Source organism: Leptolyngbya sp. FACHB-541 (assembly GCF_014695875.1).
GTDB lineage: Bacteria > Cyanobacteriota > Cyanobacteriia > Elainellales > Elainellaceae > JAAUTN01.
The window spans coordinates 1-24076 of record NZ_JACJPC010000101.1 but is presented as its reverse complement, the minus strand read 5'-3'; the positions used below and the strand labels follow the sequence as shown (position 1 = coordinate 24076).

Below are 24076 nucleotides of genomic sequence, written 5' to 3'. Positions count from 1 at the left end.
ATTTAACCTGCTTGAAGGTTTAATCCGTTGAATTGATCTATCTAAGTAGACAGATTTTGCATCTTTTAATCGTGTCTAAGATGGGTTTACGTATCATTTAATCCCGACTGGAGTTCGTTAATGCAAGCGTATGATGTCGTGATCATCGGTGCCGGACACAATGGTTTGGTCTGCGCCTCATATTTGCTGAAGGCAGGATACAGCGTGTTGCTGTTAGAAAAGCGATCGGTGCCTGGTGGAGCGGCAACGACCGAGGAAATTATGCCTGAGGAAGCTCCTGGGTTTAAGTTCAATCTTTGTGCGATCGACCACGAGTTCATTCACTTGGGTCCCGTCATCGAGGAATTAGAGCTAGGCAAGTACGGGCTGGAATACCTCTTTTGCGATCCAGTTGTGTTTTGCCCTCACCCAGACGGCAAATATTTTTTGGCGCACCGTTCGGTCGAGCAGACTTGCGCTGAAATCGCCCGATATAGCGATCGCGATGCCCAAAAATACGCTGAATTCACTGCATTCTGGCAGCAACTCACCAACGCGATCACGCCGATTTTTAACGCTCCTCCCAAATCCATTCCTGACATCGCAGGCAACTACAACATCAAAAGCTTGCAGGATCTCTTCTCAGTGGTGGGTGGAATCGACCAAAGCCTGGACATGCTGCACATGATGCTGACCAGTCCAGAAGACCACTTGAACGAGTGGTTTGACTCGGAATTTCTCAAAGCACCGCTGGCAAGACTCGCTTCAGAACTGGGTGCGCCACCTTCACAAAAAACGATCGCCATCGGCGGCATGATGATGTCGATGCGCCACAACCCCGGTATGGCAAGACCCAAAGGAGGCACAGGCGCATTGACCCAAGCATTGCTCAACCTGGTCAAGCATGAGGGTGGAGAGGTGCTAACGGATCAGCACGTTAGCCAGGTTCTAATTGACGATGGACGAGCCGTCGGGGTGCGAGTAGCAAACGGTACGGAGTATCGCGCCAAGCATGCTGTAATTTCTAACATTGATGCGAAACGGCTATTTTTGCAGTGCATGGATTCAGCCGATGTGGATTCAGCCGATCCAAAATTGCGTGAGCGTTTGGAGCGCCGCATCGTCAACAACAACGAAACGATTCTCAAAATCGACTGCGCCCTTTCAGAAGCTCCTCGATTTGAGCATCACAACCACCAGGACAGCAACCTGATTGGCTCCGTACTGATTGCCGACTCTGTGCGTCATGTGGAACTCGCCCACAGCCAACCTACCGCTGGCGACATCCCTGACTCTGATCCATCCATGTATGCGGTCGTGCCCACGATGCTCGACCCCTCAATGGCACCTGATGGCAAACATACCTTGTGGATTGAGTTCTTTGCACCCTACCAAATTGCTGGAGCTGAAGGAACCGGGTTAAACGGTACTGGTTGGACGGATGACTTGAAAAACAAAGTCGCCGATCGCGTCATCGACAAACTAGCAGACTACGCTCCCAATCTAAAAAACTCCATCATTGCTCGCCGAGTCGAAAGTCCGGCAGAGCTAGGTGAACGTCTGGGAGCCTACAAAGGCAACTACTATCACATTGACATGACGCTCGATCAAATGATCTTTTTGCGTCCGCTACCCGAATTGGCAAACTACAAAACACCCATTCAGGGACTCTACCTCACGGGTGCAGGCACTCACCCAGGCGGCTCGATTTCAGGAATGCCAGGACGTAACTGCGCTCGGGTTTTCCTTAGTTCACAGCGACCGATCGCCCAGGCAGTCAACAAGGTTAAAGACTCTTTTGCGGCTGTAACTCGATCTGTTCTGGGGACTACCTAACCTATCCCTTCACCAGTTTTCACAAGGTGTTTGAGAACTGGTGAGGGAGGGGCGATCGCCAGCTATCTAGAATACTGTAAGGACAAGAGTATTAGTCAACCCTCACCGGTTTTTGCTTAGGTTGCTTGATGAGGGGCGATCTTCCTATTTGTTTCATGTTACGAATGGCGATCGCGGCTTCTACTGTTGCAGGCCTTTCCTTCAATGAAGCTTGGTTGTCATATCTATTGTTCTTTTTGTTATGTCCACTGGCCTTGACGAGTACCAGTGGAGATTGAGTTCACAGCCCCATTGTTTCAATTTTACTCAACGTTCGACAGGCACAGAATGTCCCTAAATAGACTTTAGGCACTGTTCCAACCGGGACTGAGAGCCCCTTAAAATCAATCTCGTCATTATCTCCACGCCCCTCAAGGATCACTAAATCCTTCAATGTGGTGACCCATACCAAAATTACTCGCATCAATATTACCAATTAAGGTGCACTAGAGAGCAACAGAGGTTGCAGCACTAATATCTATAAGGTGTGAATGTTCTACGTTTAGCTGAAAATTAGTTAGAAAAGGACTTGCATCCCTAGTTAATCAACGTAATTCCTCGATATTCCAAACTCTAATTACTCCATCTATACTGCCGGTAATTAGCTTTTGACCATTAGGGGTGAAGACAACAGACCTTGCCAACTTGGAGGAGCCACTGAGGGAACGTATTAGTTCTCCAGTTTGAGTTTCATAAATATTCACCGTCTCAACTGAATCTTGAGTGCCAGCAGCGGCGACTAGGCTGCCATCTGGGCTAACGGCAACGGCTGCTAGGTCTAAGGGAATGTTTTGTGTGATAACTAACTCTGCAGGACTTGTTTGAAGACTCCAAATTTTAATAGCTGAGCCAGGCTGAGCCAGATCCCTACTTCTTGTTTTATAACCCAGGACCAGTAGACCGTTTTGACTAACAGCGAGAGTTGAAAATCCGTTGCGGTCTAAAGTATTATCCTGGTTCATCGAGCTTAGGAGGTTAATCTGCTCTCCAGTACGCCAGTCCCAAACTTGTACTTCGGGTGAAATAGTGCCACCCATTACAGGTGAAGTCGCAGTAAGAAGAGTATTATCACTTGGGTTAAAGCTGACCGAGTCAGATCTGGCTTGAAGGGTTTGAAGAGTTTCCCCAGTCGCAACATTCCAAATGTAAATTTGACCAAACGAACTTCCTGCGAGAAATTCTCCGTCTGGACTAAATTTGACCGATGCTCCAAATGTATTTTCAGCAAGTGTTCGCAGCAATTCTCCAGTTTGAAAATTCCACAACTGCAGCGTACCGCGAAATCGCTCCTGCTCGTCATCACTCAGCTCAATACCGTTCAGCGTTTCTGGATTTGTGGATATATTTATACTTTGACTGGCTAGGGTTTTACCATCCGGGCTAATGGCTACCGAAAATACTGGATGATGACTTGTCAGCGTGTGCAAATTTCTACCTGTCGTTAAATCCCATACTTGTAGGTTGCTGTCGTGAAACTCTTCGGCAACCCCAGAATCAGTAGATGCTCGACTGTCATCATTACCACTAACCAGCGTTCTGCTATCAGGACTGATCGTTAATGTGACGACCTGCCCACGGGCAGCAAGGACTTGTGTTGGTTGAACTGGGTTTGTGAACTTTGGACCTGGCTCATCGTCGTTTGGAGGCAACCCTATAGACCATCGTGGATCGGAAATGTGAGAACGGTCATGTGGAAGAAAAAGCAGAAACGACCGCACCATAAAGAAACCAGATACGAACATAAGTGCTATCAAAAAGATCATCACTGCTATGTTGCTAGAAGTACGCAGATTTGTTGGTCTTGGTGAAGTCTCTATGAGTGATGGTTTCTGGGGTGCTCTGGTCTGTTCTATAGGGGCAAGCTTGCCTCCCGCCTCAAAATTCGCGTTTATAAGCGCTGATTGCTCTTCAAGTCTCGGCTTAAAATCTGCAGAATTAGAAGGCTTTGAAGCGTATTTAGAGGTTGCACTAGGTTGCCGGAAATTCTCATTGGTGGGAAAGCCGGAGTCTTGCCTCTGATCCAATTGCTCCAAATCCATGAGTATCTCATTTGCCGATTGATAGCGTCGATTGGTCGGAGCCTCCAACATTTTGTTTAAAGTTCGACTGAGCAATTCAGAGATCACACGAGGTGCATAATCTAGCCAGATCCATCGACCTTCACTGCTGTCATATAGATCAAAGGGAGATATGCCAGTCAGTAGGTGAACGCAGGTAGCTCCCAGACTATAAAGGTCGCTAGCAAATACAGCTTTCCCTCTCGATTGTTCGGGTGCAGTATACTCAGCACTTCCAATGACCGTCCCGGTCATTGCCAGAGCAGTTCCCGTTGCGTATTTGGCTGCGCCCAAGTCGACTAGAAAGAGTTTTTGGTCTGTGGCTCGACGGATGATGTTAGCAGGTTTGATGTCTCGATGGATGACCTGATGCTCATGGATATATTGCACCACAGGTAGCAGATCATTCAATAGCTGACGAATTTTGGCTTCGTTAAAAATGCCGTCTTCTTCCAGTTCCTGCGTTAGATTCTGACCATCAATAAACTCTTGGATTAAGTACTGACAACCATGCTGCTCCAAATACGCCAGTAGATCTGGAATTTGGGGATGCTCCCCTAACTCCTTCAGGCGCTGAGCTTCCTGCCGAAACAGTTCAGCTGCTTTTTCCAGGTCCTTCGTACCTTGTTGTTGAGGAAGGAATTGCTTAATAACACAGCGAGGTTTTAATAGGCGAGACTCATCAATTGCCAGAAATGTTCTACCAAACCCTCCTTGTCCAATAGGCTTGAGAGGTAAGTAGCGGCTGTGCAATCGCAGAACTTCATCACACTGCTGGCAGTGTTTTGCATCCCCTAAATTTTCTGGATGGGGGCAAGCTGGATTAAGACAGTAACTCATAATAATCGGCACCTTGAAAGCTAAGATGTGTCATTGACCAATCAAGTCAGGAATAGTCAAAAACTTGTAACGCTTTCTGATCCCAATCTTCACTTCCTCCACACTAAGTTTCGGCTTCAGCGTGAAATCTTAATGTTTCAACGTATAGTATCCTGCACGATTTCAGGGAGGAAGCAATCGCCCCCTCTCCCTCCCCCTTTCTCTTCTCTTACCTTCTCCGATCGCGAGTCAAGATACTCATCACTTCACCAGGACTCGGAGCAGGTAACAACGGACTCCACATTCCGACTTCAGCAAAGCCTCGATGATATAAGTCGTGAATCGTTTCAATTACACCATCGCGAGAGCTAATGATCAGAACTCGGATGCGATCGCGCTCACTATTCTGAAGTGCAGAAACTTCTCTCTCCACAGTGGGTACATTGGGAGATTCCAAGAAACATTGAGACATGAGTTGTGACTCCTGTTTAGGTTTTTGAGGAAACCCCAAAAACCTAGCCACCCCGCTTTTTTTGACACGACAAGTCGGGGTGGCTAAGGGAGTGTTAAAATTCACCATTAGCCGCCAGACTGCCTCAGACAGTTTGGGGGTTAGTCGCTCATCGCTGCGCTAACAGCTTTGAGCGGCGCTAGATCTTTGGGTGTAGTGGGTTGCCGTAAGTCAAAAAGACAACCTTAACGTGAGAGCATATCTGAGTGAGCGGTATCTCGTCAAGGTGACAGGCTACGGATTCTTTTGAGCAGAGAGAAGGGGCGAGCGCTCTGACACGTACTAAACGACCCTTCAGCAGTTGAATCACCTTGTAATATGGTTAAGCTAAAGCATTTAAGCTGGTACACGAGTAGTGCAAAACCATACACAAGTCATCATTATTGGGGCTGGTCCAGCCGGTGTAACCCTGGCACTACTCCTCGCGCAACAGGGCATTACCGTCAAACTCATTGAGGCCTCACGTACCTTTCGCCGCACCTTTCGCGGTGAGGGACTCATGCCCAGCGGATTGGACGCACTGGCGCAAATGGGCTTTTCATCGATCCTTAACCGCATTCCTCATCGCCCTCTGGATGCCTGGAAAGTTCTAATCAATGGTCGATTGCTGTTTCAGGTAAAGGAGCCGATCGAACCAGAAGGACAGCCCTGTACGCTGGTTTCACAACCCGCTCTGCTAGAGGCATTGGTAGAAGAAGCGATCGCCCTTCCTAACTTTGAATTACTCCAAGGAACTGCGGTTCAGGAACTGGTGTGGGAAGGTGAGAGGGTAAGCGGTGTAAGAGTGGGGGGCGATCGCACTCTAACTGCCGATCTGGTGATTGGGACAGATGGGCGTAACTCACTTTTGCGCCAAAAAGCCAATTTATCACTAGAGCAGCAGAGCAAGAATTTTGATATTCTCTGGTTCAAACTGGCAGATAGCCCTCAGCTTGAATTAGAGAATGTTTTTTACTCCATCGTTCAAGGACCACACACCTTTGGGCTGTTTCGCAGTTCTGAAGGCAATTTGCAGGTAGGATGGGCACTACGGGATAACACGACCGATTGGAAACAGGTTGATTGGACTGAGCAGTTAGCATCGGCTTCACCACCGTGGCTAGCAGACCATTTCCGCACTCATGCTGACACACTAGAACATCCTGTGTTGCTGTCAGTTGTGGTAGGACATTGCCCTCGCTGGTCAATTCCAGGACTGTTGCTACTGGGTGATGCAGCCCATCCAATGTCCCCCATTCGCGCTCAGGGAATTAACATGGCGTTGCGAGATGTTTTAGTTGCCGCAAACCACCTCATTCCCCTGTTAAAGCAAGGAGCAGGACAGGGAGCAATTGATCAGGCGATCGCCCAAGTACAGGAGGAGCGATCGCCCGAAATCCTTCGAGTTCAGCAGCTTCAGGCAGAAGAAGCGGCTCAGGCAGACAAATTAGGCAACAGTGCCTTGTTGCGGTGGGGAGTTAGCCAGTTCGCGCCGCTGCTGAGATATCCCGTGCGTTGGTCGTGGCTCAAACGACAGCGCCAGTTGCGGCAAGGAACCGCACCCATTCGGTTACACAGCGTAGAATGAAAGCAGCTTAAAGGTGTTGCCCACTCTCCCACAACATCATGACTTATACAAAACCTCGATTTCTCAGTTTTGAAGAGTATCTGTCTTATGACGATGGGACGGAAAACCTGTATGAGTTGTTTAACGGAGAGTTAATTGAAGTGCCGCCAGAGTCAGGAGAGAATGTTCAAATTGCCAATCGTCTTTTTCTTTTCTTTGCTTTATTGCTTGGCACTGATCGAGTTCGAGGACACGGTTTAGAGCTTGAAGTGAGAGGAGAACCTAGGAATCGTTATCCTGACCTAACTATCATTCAGCCGGAACATGTGCAACTACTCAAGTCACGGAATACGATTCGGTTTAACATGGTTCCTCCTCTACTGGTAGTTGAGGTTGTCAGCCCTGGAGAATTGCAGCGAGACAGAGATTACATTGCAAAGCGAATGCAGTATCAAGACCGAGGCATTCCTGAATACTGGATTATTGACCCGCAGCAGGAAACTATATTGGTTTTAGAACTCACTAATGCAGTTTACACAGAGGTTCATACCTTTCAAGGCAATGAGTTGATGCGATCGCCTCAACTGGGAGAACTCACCATCACCGCAGCCGAAATCATTGCAGCAAGCTAAGGTCATTGCGTTAAGACACAGTTCAGAAACTCTCAATCCGGTCTTGCCTAAAAGTTTATATTGCATGATTATTCCAATGAAGTAAATTCAAGGTAGGACAACAATTTTTCCAAGTTGTTGACCAGATTCGACGTATTAAAAAGTGATCACGATTTTGCCGAAGTGTAATCCTTGCTCCAGATACTCAAAGGCTTGCTGCGTTTGCTCCACCGTGAAGGTTTTATCAACCACAGGGTGAATGTGGTGAGTGGCGATCGCCCCATTCATTGCCTCAAAATCTGCTGTACTGCCTACTTCCATTCCACGAATTGTTGCCTGTTGATGTAGCAAAGTGAGTGTATTGAGTGTTGCCTCAAAGCCGTCTAGCAAACCTACAACGGAGATGTATCCACCCATGCGAAGGGCATTGAGCGATCGCTGTAGATTCCGTCCTCCCACTGTTTCTACCACCACATCTGCACCTTGACCCTCTGTAGCCTGGTGAACTACCGTTTCCCACTCAGGTGTAGTTTTGTAGTTGATCAAAACATCAGCGCCTAACTGCTGTGCCCGTTTCAGCTTCTCATCACTGCTAGAAGTGATGATCACAGTTGCGCTCAGAGCTTTGGCGAATTGCAAAGCAAAGATAGAGACGCCACCGGTGCCGTGTAGCAGAACCGTCTCTCCTGGCTGAAGCCCGCCATACTGCAAGGCATTCCAGGCAGTCAAACCAGCAATTGGTAAGGTCGAAGCTTCAGCCGCAGAAAGGTGAGTCGGATAATGAGTGAGTTGGTTTGCCTGAAACAGTTTGTATTCACTCAATTGTCCTGCAACAATCCCTAATCCTGGCCGAGTTTCATAGGAGGTTGCACTGGCAGTCGGTTTGCCGTTCAGCCAGTCAGGAATAAAAGTGGTGACAACGCGATCGCCAACCTTAAACGCGGTTATTTCATTTCCCACTTGCTCAACCACACCTGCGCCATCACAGACTGGAATATAAGGAAGCGGCAAGTTAGGATTTAATTGCCCTCTCACGACTAACAGATCCACGTAGTTGAGAGACACTGCTTCCAGCCTGACCAATACTTCTCTTGGTCCGGGAATTGGGATAGATTGTTCGCTGAGTTGCAGGCGATCGATACCAAAACTGTCTCGAAGTTGAATTACTTTCATGACTGTTCTTCAACGCTGTTATCCCTATCATGGGAGGGTTTTCACAGCTTGTCCAAGACCTGTTTTGAGCTATACTGATACCCAAACAGTATCAGCAGTCATGGAACTCCGACATCTCAAATATTTTGTAGCGGTCGCAGAAGAGTTAAACTTTCGCCGTGCAGCCGAGCGGTTGTTTATGGAGCAGCCACCGCTGAGTCGTCAAATTCGCCAGCTTGAAGATGAGTTGGGTGTGGAGTTGTTTTATCGCAATCGACAGGGTGTATCGCTGACTGCGGCGGGACGAGCCTTTTTAGATGAAGCCCGATTAGCATTAGCACAGGCTGAACGTGCCGCTCAAGCCGCCAGACAAGCAGGCGAGGCACAGCAAACCAAACTGGTGATTGGCTTCTCCATTTGTGTGTTTAATCGCTTGCTCTCTAATGTGATTCAGACGTTTCGTGAGATTGCTCCAACCATATCAATTTCCCTAACCGAAGCGAGTACTGCAGCACAGGTGCAGGCGATCGCCACCAAAGATATTGATGTCGGCTTTGTGCATCTCCCGCTCGACCATCCCGATCTCTGTTTTGAAACCGTTTTAACCGAACAGTTAGTCGCGGTATTGCCACAGGGACATTCTCTCGCTGCATTACCCGCCATTCCGCTGCACCTGCTTGCAAATGAACCGTTTGTGCTGTGTCCAGAGCAGGTGAAACCCGATTTTTATTACCAGATCATGCGCCTATGTGAACAGGCAGGATTCCAGCCCAAGGTCGCGCAAGAAGCAACTCCACCCGAAGTGGTCATCAGCTTTGTAGAAGCGGGTGCTGGCGTTTCCCTGGTCGCATCGGGTGCCCAAACGCGACACAGCGCTGGAGTAGTATATCGGGCGATCGCTGAATCAACTCCTCCAATTGAAGTTGCCGTAGCATGGCACAAACAAAACCAGTCACCCACTTTATCCCAGTTCTTAAAAGTTGTTCGTGACGCTCGATCCAAGCAAATTTCTCTACCAGGTCATGACGTTTTTGCTCAAATGCTTCTTTAAGTAGAGGCAGTGTACAAGTCCTGCGATCGCCTTCAGAATACTGGAGCTAAATTCAATCCTGGCGTGGTGCTTAGCCTTAGCAAATGGGTCAGTTGGATGGAGTGAACCAGGCTAATTTCATCCAGGGATTCACAAATGGAGCCATCTGACGGTTATGGTGTTGCTCCCGACTTTTGTGCGTAACAGAAGCTTGTATCGTGCGATAGATACACAGAACCTGAGAAAGAGAGTTATATAGGACTTTATAGTTGCGGTTCATATGCCTCTCAGCAACAACCAGTTGACGGTAAAACAACCAACGATTGGTAAATTAGTCCGTGCCCTACGGCAGGAGATGAAACTCTCTCAACAGAAGTTTGCTGCCGAGTTTGGAGCCACTTTTCCAACCATTAATCGTGGGAGAATGGAAAAGTGATGCCTTCTCCACTAGCAAGACAGCGAATTGATTCCCTGCTCGAACGGTTAGGAGCGCAGGGCGAAATCCTGCGGTCAGCGTACCTCTCAAGCGAGGAGGAGAGGGATGACTAATGGCGTTTCTGAAGATGATATCCTGATCACTCATGAGTTATTTGAGCGATCGCCCAGGCAACCTGATCTAGCAGCTGAAAACCAGGTATTGCGAAGCCTGGGGCAACAGCTAATTAAACCGCCTCACATTATCCTCAAGCATTTTGCGGAGATTGCCAGAGAGCTATGTCAGGCAGGTGCAGCGGGGGTCAGTCTCGTTGAAGTAACTCCAGACGGGGAGGAAGTTTTTCGCTGGGTTGCCTTGTCAGGAACCTATGAACCGTTTCAGGGAAATACAACCCCTCGCAATTTCAGCCCTTGTGGGAGTTGCTTGGATCAAAGAAACGCCCAGCTTTATTCCCATCCTGAGCGCTACTTCACCTATTTACAATCCTTGACTCCGCCACCTGTGGAAATGCTGATGGTGCCGCTGCTGTTGGCAGATCGGAATCTGGGCACCATCTGGGTTGTGACACACGAGCCGCAGCGACAGTTTGATCGTGAGGATGCGCGGGTGCTAGCAAGGTTGACAGAATTTTTAGCCGTAGCTTTGTCTAGTGCCCAAGCCCGTCAGATTGCTGAAGAAAGGCAAGAAGCTTTGCGTGAAAGTGAAGCTAGGTTTCAAACGCTCGTCACTAATATGCCAGGGATGGTGTATCGATATAACGGAAATACAGAGTCCTTCACTTATGTCAGTTCTTGTTGCCGTAAACTCCTTGAATTAGAGCCAGAGGCAATCCTTGAGGATGCTAATGCACTGTGGACGTTAGTTCATCCTGATGATTCCCAATCTCTAAAAGATTCGATTGCTGCCGCCATTCGAGATTTTTTGCCCTGGCAGTGGGAAGGACGCATCATTACTCCGTCGGGGCAACTCAAATGGATTCAGGGCAGTTCCAGTTCTGAAGAAACAGGTGAAGGAGCCGTTTGGGATGGTTTGCTCTTTGACATTAGCGATCGCAAACAAACTGAAGAAGCACTTCGTGATCAAAAAGCTCGTCTACATTTAATCCTTGAGAGCGCTAAAGACTATGCCATCTTCACCCTAAATCTAAAAGGGCGAATTACTAGTTGGAACGCAGGAGCAAAACGACTGCTGGGATATGAAGAAGCTGAGATTGTCGGAGAAAGTGGAAGGATCATTTTTACACCTGAAGACAGTGTCTTAGGGGAACACGAAAGGGAACTGCAAATTGCCTTTACCCAAGGGCGGAAAGAAAACGAGCGTTGGCATGTGCGAAAGGATAGGAGCCGCTTTTGGGGCAGTGGTCTAGTCATGCCTCTGCGCGATGAGGACAACTCGGTTCGAGGGTTTGTCAAAATTATGCAGGATAAGACGATTCAACGACAGTCAGAAGAAGCTTTACGCCAAAGTGAGTCCCGTCTCCAGCTTGCCCTACTAGAGCGGGAGCAGTTACTCGCCCATGAGCAGTCAGCACGGGAGGAAGCAGAAGCCGCTAACCGGATTAAAGATGAGTTCTTGGCAGTGCTGTCCCATGAGTTGCGATCGCCCCTTAACCCTATCCTGGGCTGGATCGGGTTACTTCGCAACGGTAGGTTAAACGCAGCAAAGACGGCTTATGCCCTAGAAACAATTGAGCGCAATGCCAGACTGCAAACACAGCTGATTGAAGATTTGCTAGACATTTCTCGAATTTTGCGCGGCAAACTCACCTTTAATCGGGTTCCTGTCAACTTAGCCGCAATCATTAGTGCTGCCCTGGAAACTGTGCGGCTTGCCGCAGAAGCGAAATCCATCGACTTGCAGTTCACAATTTTAGCTTTTGGCTCAGACAGCGGGCAGTTCTCAGCATCTATTAAGGCTGATCAGCCGCCCAATCAACCAAATCCTGGAACCCAAAATTCCATTTTTTTGGTTTTAGGTGACTCTGCTCGGCTGCAACAGGTCGTTTGGAATTTGCTCTCCAACGCCATCAAATTTACGCCCAACAGAGGTAAGGTTGAGGTACGTTTGACGCAGATTGAGTCGGACAGAAGTGAGTCGGAACGTAACATCAGCTCTCCCGCTGCTCCTACCTACGCTCAAATTCAGGTCAGCGATACAGGCAAAGGCATTCCTGCCGATTTTCTACCCCATGTATTTGAACATTTCCGTCAGGCAGACAGCACAACAACTCGGCAGTTTGGTGGGTTAGGGTTAGGCTTGGCGATCGCTCGTCAATTGGTCGAGCTACATGGCGGAACTATTCAAGTAGAAAGTCCTGGAGAAGACCAGGGGGCAACGTTTACGGTGAGGCTGCCACTGTTCAGAGATGAGCGAGAAGCAGCAAGCAATGAAATGACCAATCTTTTCCGCTCCCCTCTTCCTTCCCTGCTTTCAGGCGTTCGGATACTGTTAGTTGATGATGAAGCTGATGCGAGAGATTTAATTAGCTTCATATTAAAGGGAAGTGGCGCAGAGGTATCTACTGTGGGCTCTGCGTCTGAAGCATTAGAAGTTTTCAGACAAACCAAAGTGGATGTATTGGTGAGTGATATTGGAATGCCGGACATGGACGGTTATATGTTAATGCAGCAAATTCGAGCGATGCCACAGGGAGAGCGAATTTCGGCGATCGCTGTGACAGCATACGCAGGCGAAGTAAATCAGCAACAAGTGCTTGCGGCTGGATTCCAGCAACATATTGCTAAACCGATAGAACCTGTCGAGCTAGTTCAGGCGATCGCCCGCTTAAAGAATGCTGTTGGTCGGTAATTACCCCTTTCACCAGACCTCCTGGTAAATCACTTTTTGACGCAAAATAGTAATGTAGTTCCGTCTCACTACATTTACACGAGAGGTCTACCTAAGGATGACTTGCAAATGGCTCAACTTCTCTCTTCCTACTGAGTATGAGAGAGAGGCAATTTTTATAGGCTGGGGTTGAGCTAAAATTAGAGGTGTGAAAGGAATGAGTTCTTGGCGCGATCGCCTCAACCGAGCCAGCGGCAAAACCCGTTTTGCAGTCTGTCGTATCCTGCTCCACTTGGCAGGCAAGGAAGTTGCACCCCTGCTAGGAGTGCTTAACCAGACAGGGCGGCAAGCGGTAGAGCATGAGGGAGATATGCATGTTTTAGGAGAAGGGTTGGCTGAGATTTGCCAAACGCTCCTACAGTACGACCTTTACTGGCAGTCAGCCACCAATGAGGGAGATGTCTTTTGGGATGAAGGAGAGGCTGGTGACTACGTCGATGAGTTGTTTACAGACTCTGCTGGGCGTTATCAGAGTGTTTTAGACCTGGATGCTTCTCCGGAAGACGCTTTATCCTTACCCATCACTCATAACTTAGTTGTCATGCTGACAGTAGCGTATGAGGGAGAATCACCCGATTTAGAAACTGACCTGGCTGATCTAGCCGCTCTTAAAGCAGGTCTGAAAGCAATGATCAATCTTCACTATCAGGGCAGATTACGAGCGGTTCAGGTTCACTTCTCTCCTGCACAGTTGGGAGATGAACTGACTTCAGAACAACTATTGCTCAACTTTCCAGAACTTCTGCCTCTCTAGCTTCAACAACTTTAAAAGAACAACTATGAATAGTATTCAAACTTTAACCACTAAAATTCGCCAATTCCTAATTTTTTCAATGGTTCTAGCCTTAGGAGTGACGACTGTTTCTTGTGGCGTTCCTTATGCTGGAGATCCCTATTCCGGTACTTCACCCTCGCCTCAAAGCCAACCTGCTAACTCACCAACCGCTCAAAGTCAGTTGTCGGATGGACAATATCCTGTACAGCAGGTGACATATGACGATGCTTCAGGGGAATACAGTGCGATGCTTCTCAATACGGCTCCTGGTGAGTCTTCGGTTTTTCGGACGACCAACTTGGCGATGGCGCGGTTGACCGACGAGGAGATCAACAGTGGGAAACAAAGTTATCTGGCGGTTGAGCAAGGACAGCCAGCTCTGCATCTCACAGAAGACTTTAGAATTGAGTATGTTCACAATGTGGCTGAGACGGTCACCGATCCTCAAACGGGTCAGCAAGAGACGGTAATTGTTCAAAGGGACACAAGCTTCTGGACACCGTTTGCTGGAGCATTGGCAGGGCAAGCTTTGGGCAGTCTACTGTTTACGCCCCATTATTACGTGCCACCCGTTTATAGTCCTGGAGTAGCTCTGGTTGGCTATGGCGGATATGGCAGAACTTATAATCAGGCAGTGCAGCGCTATCAGACTCGCTATCAGGCTCCTCCGGCTGAAGTTCGCAACCGTCAAGTGTTGAGAACCAGCGGACGACTGCGATCGCCTACAGCCGGTCAAACCAGAACTCGCCGAACAACCAGTGGCGATCGCGGGACGGGTTCAGGCTATGGTTCCTCGACCTTACGTCGCAACCGTTCTGCTCCGAGACCTACTTACCGTCAACCTAGCGGTTTTGGCGGCAGGTCAAGTAGACCCCGTAGACGACGTTAAAAACCTACGGTTCCAGGATCTCGACCAGAATTTGCAAAAGATCTTCTAAAACTCCCAGGATGGTTTGGGCGATCGCTGCCATTAGTGTAGTCGTTTCTTATACTCTTCTAAAAATTAGGGCTACAGATGGAAGGGCACCCCGTTAAGTGGGGTGCCCTTCCATCTGTAGCTTGTTCTTGTGGAAACGGTATTACAGCAATTTTTTTCGGGGGATTACGAATGAAAAAATGGAGGTAATTCCAGAAGAAGTTGGTCGTAGCAAAGAGGTACAGACGGTTCGGTAAGGTTAGACACGGTTAAACCCAACAATCTGACTTTTCGGGAGCGGTCAAGATGCTCTAGCAGCAAAGCAGTTGCCAGGTTGGAGAGCACGCTGGCTTCTCGCAACAATACATTCACCGTTTGAGCACGAGTAATCTGCTGGTAATCAGCGTATTTGATTTTTAGGGTTAACGTGTATCCATATCGCTGATGTTTGTTCATCCGTTCGACGACTTCCTCAGCCAATTTCTTCAACATTGCCGTCATTGTCTCAAGCTCTTCCAGATCTTCCGCAAAGGATTCCTCTGCCCCGATTGATTTACGAATTCGATTAGGGTTGACGGGTCGATCATCCTCAGCCCTAGCGACTCGGTAGTAATAGCGTCCTGCCTTACCAAACCGCTGCACCAAGTCGGTTTCTGACCATTGCTTCAAATCCAAACCGGTGTGAATACCCAAAGATTCCATCTTTCGCGCAGTTGCAGCCCCCACACCATAAAATTTTTCGATGGGCAAACTCTCTACAAAAGATGCGGCCTGTTCGGGTGAAATCAGATACAGTCCATCCGGTTTATCCAACCCTGAAGCAATCTTTGCAAGAAATTTGTTGATAGATACACCCGCTGAGGCGGTCAGGTGAGTCTCCTGCAAAATCGCTTGTTTGATCTCACGGGCGATCGCCATTGCAGAAGGAATACCCAACTTGTTTTGAGTCACATCCAGGTATGCCTCATCCAGTGATAATGGCTCCACCAGGTCAGTGTAACGATAAAAGATTTCTCGAATTTGCTGCGAGACAGCCCGATAAACCTCAAATCGAGGTGTGACAAACAGCAAATGAGGACACCGCTGTTTGGCAATGCGAGAAGGCAGCGCCGAGTGAACACCATACTTGCGGGCTTCATAGCTAGCCGCAGCTACCGCGCCTCGTTGCTCTGGCTTGCCGCCTACTGCGATCGGTTTATTGCGATAAGGGGGATGGTCACGCTGCTCGACGGAAGCAAAGAAGGCATCCATATCAATGTGGATGATTTTGCGAGGAGCAGACATACTCAGAGATTGTTCAGCGGCTCCAATATTTTAGTACATTTGTCCTCTCAACTCTCACTAGAGTCGGTGATTTGGGGCGATCGCAGCGCAGCAAGAAACACCCAAAGTCGCTGAGTTCCAACGATTAGAAGGATAAGCAACAAAGCTCCTGCAACCAGGGGCACAGTGACAGCTAAGACTGAAAGCGTGACGGCTAACACTAACTCGATCGTTGCCAAAATCGGATTGGTTAACCCGCCTGATGCAGCAGTTGAGGTAAGCCGAAACAGGTTCATCACTCCTTTTGTCAATCCGGCGGCTCCACCCCCCGCTATCAAAGCAAGGGTCCACTGGGCGACCGGGTTAATATCTGGAGTTAGGGAAGCTGCAACCACGGTCCCAGTAATTACGGCTGCTGGGGTTGAGACAATATCAAGTAGATGATCAAGCCAGGGAACATAGTAACCCGTGATTTCTAGAACGCAGGCGATCGCAAACACAGCGAGTGCTTGGGGTGTTTCAAGCCAATCAAAGTCTGTTGGCAGATTTAGGTGAGCCACGACAGAAGCCCCACTCAGCACCAACAGCGGCACAAATACTCGAAAGCCCGCAGCCACACTCAGGCTAATCCCCAATAAAACTTCGATCAGCGTATCCAGGCTAAAGAAGTGACTCATGACTCTAACAGATATCTCTTCACCGACTTATTGTCCTAGTCTATCTAATGCCAATTCTTAGAATTAGGGCGATAGGTGGAAAGACCTTCTCGGTCGGGGAAGATCTTTTCACCTACCGCGCGTTTCTATTGAAAAGGTGTGCAAACACAGGTATTTTTCAGCCTATCAGCCGACTTTTGTCTGTCCATATGAAGAGTTTGATTAAGACCCAGATTAGCTAATGTGCAGATATAGATACCGAGGCTTTGCAGGATGACCAGTATGGAAAATGCTAGAGAACCAGAACAAAATGCAGACTTCGAGGCAATTCGAGAAGAAGTTGAGCAAGAATTTGAAGCCGAGTTTCCTTTGAAGGATTCAATTAGCTCAGAGCCAGGAGCACTTCCCGATATTGAAAACGAAATTGGTTTAAAGCAGGTTGACCTTAATCAGGCTGTAATTGACACCGTTGCAACAGACGACACGGATGACAACCTGGATGATGATGATGGTGTTGTGGATGCTGATGACAATGAAGAAGCAATTAGCAACCTTCCACAAGAATCTACTGAATCCTACGGTACTGGGCTTCAAGGACAACCGAGCGATCGCGCCGGTCGATACTCACGTCGTGGCAGCCACACATTAAACGAACCCGACTACGTCCTAACGGGTGGAGATGTAGATGCCAACTATGAAGATGCAGAGGCAGTAGGTGAAGAGGGAGTCGGTGGAACTGTAGACACTCCTGATCAAGATGTGGTTGAAGAATTGGCCGCAGCGGTAGGGATTCAAACCGACGATCGCAGCTTTTTGAGAACAAATGACATGTTAGAAGAGCGCGACGATCGCCGCTGGGAGCTAGACCCAACATCCTCAGAAGACTATCAAGACCGTCGAGGTTAAGGATATAGCTGAGTCTGTTTCTTAAGACAGCACTTTAGTGTAAGAAAGCTCCCGTACATGGGAGTTTTCTTACACTAAAGTGCTTTAACCAAGGCGCGTAGTACTATAACCCTCTTTTTATGATCGCCTCGTTTCCATACTTTGCTCTAGAAGTGAGCGATCGGAAGTAGAGCCTCAACATTGGATTCCTAGCTAGGAATTACAGCAGTTTCCACTTGCATGAACCACAAATCCCTGCAAGAGCGGTTCGCGAACCACCTCTATGCTATGGTTTACCCACTTCAAAGTAGCTGTAGGAACCAGGGAACAAGCCAGGAACGAGAGAACAAAGGAAATTGAAGTCAGAATACAGATAGAAGGGCACCCTGCAAGTAGGGTGCCCTTCTATTTATAGCCCGTTTTATTGCAATGACAGAACTACAAAAGCTACACCGTCATTTCCTGCTGAATCCTGCTTTTAGCAGCTTTGAACTCCGTCGCCATTTGTTCCTTTTGCTCAGTACTACAGTTCTTATCAATCGCTGCAAACAAAGTACTTTCTTCCTGACGAATGTGATCACCTACAACATCCATCAAGTCCTTAATCCGAGAGCGAAATTCATCCGCGTTTGAGTTGGGATCAAGCGATCGGATCTGATCCAACATCCGCTTCATTTCAGCTTGCTCGTCATAAAGCTCTTGCGTATCACCATCCCCATAGAAGGGGCGTACTTTTGGATAAACCAACTCTTCCTCAGCTTGAGCATGGGTGAGCAAATCTTTGTAGAGCTGCCCAAAATACTCTTGCAGCTTTTGCGGATCTTTAGTCGCACCAATTTCGGTGAAAATTGTATTCACCTTATTGTGATCTAGCCGGATCAAGGTCTGGATGTTCATATCCTGCTTGTCCGTGTTTTGGGTGACAACGCTGCCAGCCACACCCGAAAGGGCAGCGATCGCATCCTGTACCCGTGCCCATAGCCCCTGATCAGCATCCTGCCCAGTCATTTCCCGGACACCGACCTGCTCTAACATTCCTTTAAGCTGTTCCTGATGGGCACGTCCTTCAAAGTTAACAGTGTTTAGAGGGGCGATCGCCACTTCGATATCTGCCCCTACTTTTTGGGCTGCTTTGTGAATAGTTATCCCACTCATAGCTTGACCATGCTTCATCAACTCATGGTGTATGAGTTTTTGGTAGAACGTAAACTCATCACCCGACATCATCTGCTCAAACTGCTGAGTAAATGTCTTAGTTGCAGCACTGGGTTCAACTTGAATGCCGTATTGAACAATCACAGTTTCGATAATGCCCAGATTTTTCTGGTCATCCTGGAGCATATTTTGGAGGCGCTCACGCACATCGTTATACGGGCAAGCCTTAATCAGTTTTTGATCGTTAGAGATAATTAAATTTTGAAAGGACTGCAAGTCTGCCAGCCTTTCACCAATCATACGTCGCTTTTCGTCGTTCAACGATACAGCCATGCTAAATAACTCCTGCAAAAATAACTTGAAATACCATCGCTGGAATACGGCATCAAGCTTTGAATTGCTTAATGCCGCAGTACCCAGTACCTTAGATTCTGCAAATGCATAGATTTATATCCACCTAGCCAAAGTTAGATGTAAGTGTTCTAAACAGGTGACTTGTAGGTACAACATAACCCACCTGACTCTCCCGCTAAAGGGGGATAGCTCCGATCAACCGGTTTGCTAGCGTCTAGATAAGCCTGTACTCCACAGGATGAAGTAGTAAAGTTACGAATTAGAGGTACGAGTCATGACTCAAGATAAGAATAGAGAAGGTATCGATCTTGGAGGTGCTCCCTCACCTCAAGAACAAGCCCCTGCGGCATATCAAGATGAGCAAGAAAGAGAGGAATACAGAAAAATAGGAGCTGAACAGGTGAAAGCTGAACAAAAGAAAAATGAGGTTGAAGGGTCTCCTAACCAGGGAACAGACTCTCGCTAGTTTTTGTGAAGTCGCTGACCTGATAAACGCAATGGCCCGATATAAGACTGTTTTTCGGATTTTTCTGGCGATCGCAATGGTTGTGATTGGCATCAAGCATTTCACTGACCCGGCTCCCTTCGTCAGCATTGTGCCATCCTCTCTTCCTCATCCGCTGGCACTGGTTTACGGCAGTGGCTTCTTTGAAATATTGGGCGGAGCTGGATTACTCATTCCTCAATTTAGTCGTGCAGCAGCCTGGATTCTCGTCATTTTATTTATTGCCGTTTTTCCAGCCAACCTGTATCAGGCCATCCATAACATTCCAGTACTCGCTCTACCCAATGATCCGCCCTTGATTTGGCTGCGGCTTCCCTTCCAAATACTTTTAGTCGTTTGGGCAGGGTGGTTTACTCGTCAGGATAGTCACGAGTTCTAGTATCACCGCAGCAATTTCACGTTCAAAAACATACGCCGTTGCTGAATGCGGGTATGACTCACGGATTTCAATCCCCTCTGTAGGGGCATGGCAATGCCATGCCCCTACGGAATTCATACTATGTGCTACTGAGGTGTTGAAGATTGGCAAGCGATCGCAACGAGCAACACTGAATGAAGCAATTTAACCACTCCCCTCATTATTGGACTCGACGACGGCTACTCCGGTTGGGAGTAACAGGTGCTATACCAATCGCTGTTGCTCAAATATCAAGTTGCACAACACACAACCTGCTAAGCATGGGATCTTCAAAGCAAACCAATTTAACCACAGGGCGATTGCGTGCCCGCCCTACACAACCTACAGAGACTGGTTCTGCGGGGCTTCATCCCCTAGGGCTAAGTGATAGCCGAGATGGTGTTATTTATGTACCTGCTGGTTATCGTGGCGATCGCTCCGCTCCCCTAATCTTGATGCTACATGGGGCGGGAGGAGATGCCGAGGGAGCCATGAATATACTCCAAGACTTGGCAGATCCATTCGAGACAATCTTGTTGGCTGTAGACTCACGTCATCAGACGTGGGATGTCATCATGAGCCAATATGGGCCTGATGTTGCCTTCATCGATCAAGCATTAACGCAGACGTTTAGTCGTTATGCCATAGATCCAAACCGCATTGCGATCGCAGGTTTCTCTGATGGGGCTTCCTATGCCCTCTCTATTGGACTCACCAATGGAGATTTGTTTAAGCACATCATTGCTTTTTCACCTGGATTCATGGCACCAGCAGATCAGGTTGGTTCACCCCGGCTGTTTGTTTCTCATGGTCAGCAGGATACAGTTTTGCCTATCGATCGATGTAGCCGTCGAATTGTACCTCGGTTGCAACAAGCAGGTTATGACATGCTGTATCAGGAGTTTGACGGCCCTCACACTGTTCCAAGTGAGATCAGACGTGCTGCTTTGGAATGGTTTATGAATGAGACTGCCGCTACTCTCTAAGCCACTACAGGCTACGCTCACTCACGTAACGAGTTCTAGGTAATGAGCTGCATCATTCGCTTAACCTGTAGTCAACGCAGCTCTTGAACCAACAAAACAATCCAGGTGCAAATAAAAAGTAGTGGCACCACGACCGCAGGCATCTGAGCCAAACGGCGAGTGGTTGTCGTACCTTGAATTGGGGGAAAATGTTCTGTAGTGTTGTCTGAGGGATAGGTTTGAAATGACTTTCGCAAGCTAGCCATGTAAACCAGAGAAGTCAAGATACCCACATAAATGAGCAGGCTGGTAATCAGAGAAATGCCAGGAATAATCCAGAGTAGAAGATCATGCAGATCAGCATAGCCATCATTCTCTGGCTTTGGAGGCGAACTGAGTAACGTTGCGAACCCACTAAAGAAAAAGGATTGTGAAATAATGAGCCAGTTCACCCGTTGATTCATTGAGTCATCTTCATTGCTGATCTGCTCATGAATCAGCTGATAAAAATCAGCCGTAGGTAAAGATTTAGGCGGGTCAATAACTTCAGGCGGCTTTTCTACACTCTCACGGTCAATTACCATTTTTAGCAAACCAAGATTTTGTAGAATACAATCGTCCTCCTGTAGAGTAGCCAGCGATTCTCTATTGCGGCTCTACCCCAGGAATAATAACGTTTCTCTAAAAAGAAGCTACAGACGGAAGGGCACCCCGCTAAATAGAGTGCCCTTCCATCTGTAGCCCTAATTTTTGGAATTGGTATAACCTAAGATCGCTAGAGAAATGAACTTTAATTGAGCGACTTGTGAGAGGAGTATTGCATGATCCAGGTTTTACAGAGTTGGTTGGAGATTGGCAATGCAACACTGTCATTGCAACATCAAGAATTACCGACTCACATCACGGTTCAAAAAAATTGGGATCAGTTTTTGCTAGCTCAACAACTCCTGCACACGCCTGAACAGTCTGCAATTCTAGATCTTGGCTGTGGCGACTGCTGCACCTTGAAGTTTTTAGCCGCATTAGGTTTCACCAACTTATCTGGGATTGACCTTCATCTTCCCCCATCGTCCTCCACGCTGCCTTACAAGCTGCATCAGGGAGATCTAATGAATACATCTTTCCCCGATGAATCTTTTGATTGGGCAGTTAGTATCTCTGTGATTGAACATGGAGTCGATCTAAAAGCCTTTTTCCATGAAGCTTACCGAATTCTCAAGCCAAACGGGATGCTTTTTGTCACGACTGATTACTGGGAAGACAAAGTGGAAGTAGATTCCTCTATTCAACCGTTTGGGCTTTCCTGGCAGATTTTCTCCAAGCCTCAAGTTGAAGAAGCGATCGCCATCGCCCAGACTTGTGGTTTTGACCTCGAACAAGACAACATCCCAGCTTGTACGGATAAAACTGTCACCTGGTACAAAAAAGACTACACCTTTATTGCTTTAACCTTCAAAAAAACAACTTGAAGTTGCTCCAAATGTAATTTTCATTACTTTAGAGAGTTGCCTCTAATTCAGGCTGGTTACTCCTTTAGAGCTAGCCGAGTTCGGTACTTAGGATGAAGTAGTTCAATCGAAATCATTCTTGAATGAACTCTAGTCACGTTCTGATTTTTAGCCTCGTGAACTGAGAAACCGGAACTTGCCCTTGTTTGTAAAAATCCATCACACCTCAATTGCACCTGAAAGGAGCGCAACATAACTTGGCTTACGACTATGACCTTTTTGTAATTGGAGCGGGTTCTGGAGGGCTGGCAGCAGCGCAGCGGGCAGTAACCTATGGCGCGAGTGTCGCGATCGCAGAACAGTCCAAACCGGGGGGAGCCTGCGTTAACCACGGGTGCATTCCAGAAAAATTGCTGGACTATGCGGCTGGCTTTCGTAATTTGGAGCAAGTAGCGGTGAGCTATGGCTGGAAAGAGAGCAACCGTGAGTTTGACTGGTCGCAGTTTGTCAGGGCAGAGGAACAGCATATTGAGCACCTCAATGGGGTGCATCTTCGTCACCTGCAAGAGGGGAATATTCAAGTCATTCAAGGACAAGCTCACTTCCTTGATGCTCATACGGTAACTGTGGGCGATCGCTCCATCACAGCAGAAAAAATTCTCATTGCCGTTGGTGCAAAACCGAGCAAACCATCAATTCCAGGAATCGAACATACGATTACCTGGCACCAACTTTATCACTTACCCCAACAACCTAAATCGCTTGCTGTAGTGGGTGGTGATCCGATCGGGGTAAAGATTACCGGAAGCATAAACGCGCTAGGGACAAACGTGACTCAGATCATCCCTGAAGACCACATTCTTGCTGCTTTTGATGCAGAATTAGCCGAGGAAATTCAGGAGCAGTTGAGCAAACAAGGAGTGCAGATTCTACTCAAAACTAATGTTGCCAAAATTGAGAAAACAGAGAAAGGTTTGTGTCTCACTCTGTCTAATCAATCGAACTCCAAACAGCCAAGTTCCCTAACCGTTGATGCGGTCCTAATGAATGTACCTCGCAAGCCCAATTTAGCAGGACTGAATCTAGAAAAAGCGAATATCCAGTTGACCGAAGCAGGGGCAATCAGCGTTGATGAATCGAGTCGTACCATTCAGAGCAACATTTTTGCGATTGGGGATTGTACAGGACGTATTCCCCTTACTCCCAGTGCGATCGCCCAGGGAAGAGCCTTTGCAGATGCCGAATTTGGAGGAAAATCTTCCAGCGTCAGGCTCGACTGGGTGCCCATTTCGCTCGCGTCACAGCCGGAAGCTGCGACAGTTGGCTTATCTGAGTCGCAGGCACGTCAAAAGTTTGGTGATGCTGTTTTCTGCTATCAGACGCGGTTTCGTCCCCTGCTCTATTGCTTGGCGGCAGGGAATGAGCAGATGTTTGTGAAAGCAGTAGTGAATCGGCAGGATTCAGAACGAGTCTTGGGAATTCACATTATGGGCGATCGAGCAGTAGATATTGTGCAAAGTCTAGCCGTTTCGCTCAGGCTGGGTGTAACAAAGCATGACCTGGATAGTGCGATCGGAATTCACCCGTCTAGTGCTGAGGAAATCTTTTCACTATAGAACTGGCACAAAGGGCGATCGCAAGAACCCCTCTACACCACCAGTGCCGTTATACCAACTCCAAAACTGGCGTTGCACAATAGAAGTATGATGCAATGTTCACACTGTCAATCCAACCAAACCGTCAAGAACGGACGACGCAAGGGTATCCAGAACTATCTGTGCCACAGTTGCGGTCGTCAATTTCGTGAAACTCACACCCCTCAAGGTTATTCCTTAGAGGTCAAGGCACACTGCTTGAACCTCTATCTCAATGGCATGGGCTTTCGTGCGATAGA

Annotated in this window: 21 protein-coding genes and 1 pseudogene; 15 read left to right on the top strand and 7 right to left on the bottom strand. The window is 47.9% G+C overall.

Going from position 1 to position 24076, the window contains the following annotated elements; all coding sequences use genetic code 11:
* Window positions 1-120 precede the first annotated feature (120 nt).
* Window positions 121-1815: a beta-carotene ketolase CrtO gene (gene crtO / locus H6G00_RS21190; protein WP_190689910.1), complete on the top strand. Its 1695-nt coding sequence runs from the start codon at window positions 121-123 to the stop codon at window positions 1813-1815.
* Window positions 1816-2399: 584 nt separating this feature from the next.
* Here the strand turns inward: crtO and H6G00_RS21185 are convergent.
* Together H6G00_RS21185 and H6G00_RS21180 are read right to left on the bottom strand one after the other, a co-directional pair.
* Window positions 2400-4751 carry a serine/threonine-protein kinase gene (locus tag H6G00_RS21185; RefSeq protein WP_190798265.1) on the bottom strand — a complete coding sequence of 784 codons (2352 nt, stop codon included), beginning with the start codon at window positions 4749-4751 and terminating at the stop codon, window positions 2400-2402.
* Window positions 4752-4959: 208 nt separating this feature from the next.
* A complete protein-coding gene (locus H6G00_RS21180; protein ID WP_190798264.1) occupies window positions 4960-5202 on the bottom strand; it encodes a hypothetical protein in 243 nt (80 codons plus the stop codon).
* A gap of 394 nt (window positions 5203-5596) precedes the next feature.
* On the opposite strand from H6G00_RS21180, the gene H6G00_RS21175 reads away from it, so the two are divergent.
* Window positions 5597-6808, top strand: coding sequence for an FAD-dependent monooxygenase (locus H6G00_RS21175; protein WP_190798263.1), 1212 nt, complete (start codon window positions 5597-5599; stop codon window positions 6806-6808).
* 38 nt (window positions 6809-6846) lie between these two features.
* On the top strand, window positions 6847-7419 hold the full coding sequence (locus H6G00_RS21170) for a Uma2 family endonuclease (protein ID WP_190798262.1): 573 nt from the start codon (window positions 6847-6849) through the stop codon (window positions 7417-7419).
* Window positions 7420-7554: 135 nt separating this feature from the next.
* Here H6G00_RS21170 and H6G00_RS21165 read toward each other — a convergent pair whose 3' ends face one another.
* Window positions 7555-8571, bottom strand: a complete 1017-nt coding sequence (locus H6G00_RS21165) for an NAD(P)-dependent alcohol dehydrogenase (RefSeq protein ID WP_190798261.1) — start codon at window positions 8569-8571, stop codon at window positions 7555-7557.
* A gap of 100 nt (window positions 8572-8671) precedes the next feature.
* Here H6G00_RS21165 and H6G00_RS21160 point away from each other — a divergent pair, with 100 nt between their 5' ends.
* The 5 genes from H6G00_RS21160 (at window position 8672) to H6G00_RS21140 (ending at window position 14527) form a co-directional block, all read left to right on the top strand.
* Window positions 8672-9601, top strand: a complete 930-nt coding sequence (locus tag H6G00_RS21160; protein WP_190798260.1) for a LysR family transcriptional regulator — start codon at window positions 8672-8674, stop codon at window positions 9599-9601.
* Window positions 9602-9860: 259 nt separating this feature from the next.
* On the top strand, window positions 9861-10016 hold the full coding sequence (locus H6G00_RS34825) for an XRE family transcriptional regulator (RefSeq protein ID WP_199318632.1): 156 nt from the start codon (window positions 9861-9863) through the stop codon (window positions 10014-10016).
* A 105-nt stretch (window positions 10017-10121) separates the two neighbouring features.
* The gene (locus H6G00_RS21150) at window positions 10122-12824 is read left to right on the top strand and encodes an ATP-binding protein (protein ID WP_190798259.1); all 2703 of its coding nucleotides are present in this window, start codon (window positions 10122-10124) and stop codon (window positions 12822-12824) included.
* Window positions 12825-13020: 196 nt separating this feature from the next.
* Complete coding sequence (locus H6G00_RS21145) at window positions 13021-13617, top strand: DUF1517 domain-containing protein (RefSeq protein WP_190798258.1); 597 nt, start codon at window positions 13021-13023, stop codon at window positions 13615-13617.
* Window positions 13618-13642: 25 nt separating this feature from the next.
* Window positions 13643-14527, top strand: coding sequence for a hypothetical protein (locus H6G00_RS21140; RefSeq protein WP_190798257.1), 885 nt, complete (start codon window positions 13643-13645; stop codon window positions 14525-14527).
* A gap of 213 nt (window positions 14528-14740) precedes the next feature.
* Here H6G00_RS21140 and dinB read toward each other — a convergent pair whose 3' ends face one another.
* Both dinB and H6G00_RS21130 read right to left on the bottom strand, forming a co-directional pair.
* On the bottom strand, window positions 14741-15838 hold the full coding sequence (dinB, locus tag H6G00_RS21135; RefSeq protein WP_190798256.1) for a DNA polymerase IV: 1098 nt from the start codon (window positions 15836-15838) through the stop codon (window positions 14741-14743).
* A 47-nt stretch (window positions 15839-15885) separates the two neighbouring features.
* Window positions 15886-16494, bottom strand: coding sequence for a DUF4126 domain-containing protein (locus H6G00_RS21130; protein WP_190798255.1), 609 nt, complete (start codon window positions 16492-16494; stop codon window positions 15886-15888).
* Window positions 16495-16746: 252 nt separating this feature from the next.
* Between H6G00_RS21130 and H6G00_RS34820 the strand changes: the two genes are divergently transcribed.
* On the top strand, window positions 16747-17379 hold the full coding sequence (locus tag H6G00_RS34820; RefSeq protein ID WP_199318631.1) for a DUF6335 family protein: 633 nt from the start codon (window positions 16747-16749) through the stop codon (window positions 17377-17379).
* A gap of 426 nt (window positions 17380-17805) precedes the next feature.
* On the opposite strand, the gene H6G00_RS21120 is transcribed toward H6G00_RS34820, so the two are convergent.
* Window positions 17806-18846, bottom strand: a complete 1041-nt coding sequence (locus H6G00_RS21120; protein WP_190798254.1) for a hemerythrin domain-containing protein — start codon at window positions 18844-18846, stop codon at window positions 17806-17808.
* A gap of 295 nt (window positions 18847-19141) precedes the next feature.
* Here H6G00_RS21120 and H6G00_RS21115 point away from each other — a divergent pair, with 295 nt between their 5' ends.
* From H6G00_RS21115 to H6G00_RS21105, 3 genes are all read left to right on the top strand, one after another.
* Entirely contained in the window at window positions 19142-19333 is a 192-nt protein-coding gene (locus tag H6G00_RS21115; RefSeq protein ID WP_190643818.1) for a hypothetical protein, read from the top strand.
* A gap of 31 nt (window positions 19334-19364) precedes the next feature.
* Entirely contained in the window at window positions 19365-19751 is a 387-nt protein-coding gene (locus tag H6G00_RS21110; protein WP_190798253.1) for a DoxX family membrane protein, read from the top strand.
* A 299-nt stretch (window positions 19752-20050) separates the two neighbouring features.
* The gene (locus H6G00_RS21105; RefSeq protein ID WP_199318630.1) at window positions 20051-20755 is read left to right on the top strand and encodes an alpha/beta hydrolase-fold protein; all 705 of its coding nucleotides are present in this window, start codon (window positions 20051-20053) and stop codon (window positions 20753-20755) included.
* A 71-nt stretch (window positions 20756-20826) separates the two neighbouring features.
* Here H6G00_RS21105 and H6G00_RS21100 read toward each other — a convergent pair whose 3' ends face one another.
* Window positions 20827-21318, bottom strand: a complete 492-nt coding sequence (locus H6G00_RS21100) for a hypothetical protein (RefSeq protein ID WP_190643815.1) — start codon at window positions 21316-21318, stop codon at window positions 20827-20829.
* 237 nt (window positions 21319-21555) lie between these two features.
* Here H6G00_RS21100 and H6G00_RS21095 point away from each other — a divergent pair, with 237 nt between their 5' ends.
* From H6G00_RS21095 to H6G00_RS35010, 3 genes and pseudogenes are all read left to right on the top strand, one after another.
* Window positions 21556-22203: a class I SAM-dependent methyltransferase gene (locus H6G00_RS21095; protein WP_190798251.1), complete on the top strand. Its 648-nt coding sequence runs from the start codon at window positions 21556-21558 to the stop codon at window positions 22201-22203.
* Between the two features lie 236 nt (window positions 22204-22439).
* On the top strand, window positions 22440-23798 hold the full coding sequence (locus tag H6G00_RS21090) for an FAD-dependent oxidoreductase (RefSeq protein WP_190798250.1): 1359 nt from the start codon (window positions 22440-22442) through the stop codon (window positions 23796-23798).
* Window positions 23799-23888: 90 nt separating this feature from the next.
* Window positions 23889-24076 (top strand): annotated as a pseudogene (locus H6G00_RS35010) (IS1 family transposase); the annotation flags it as partial.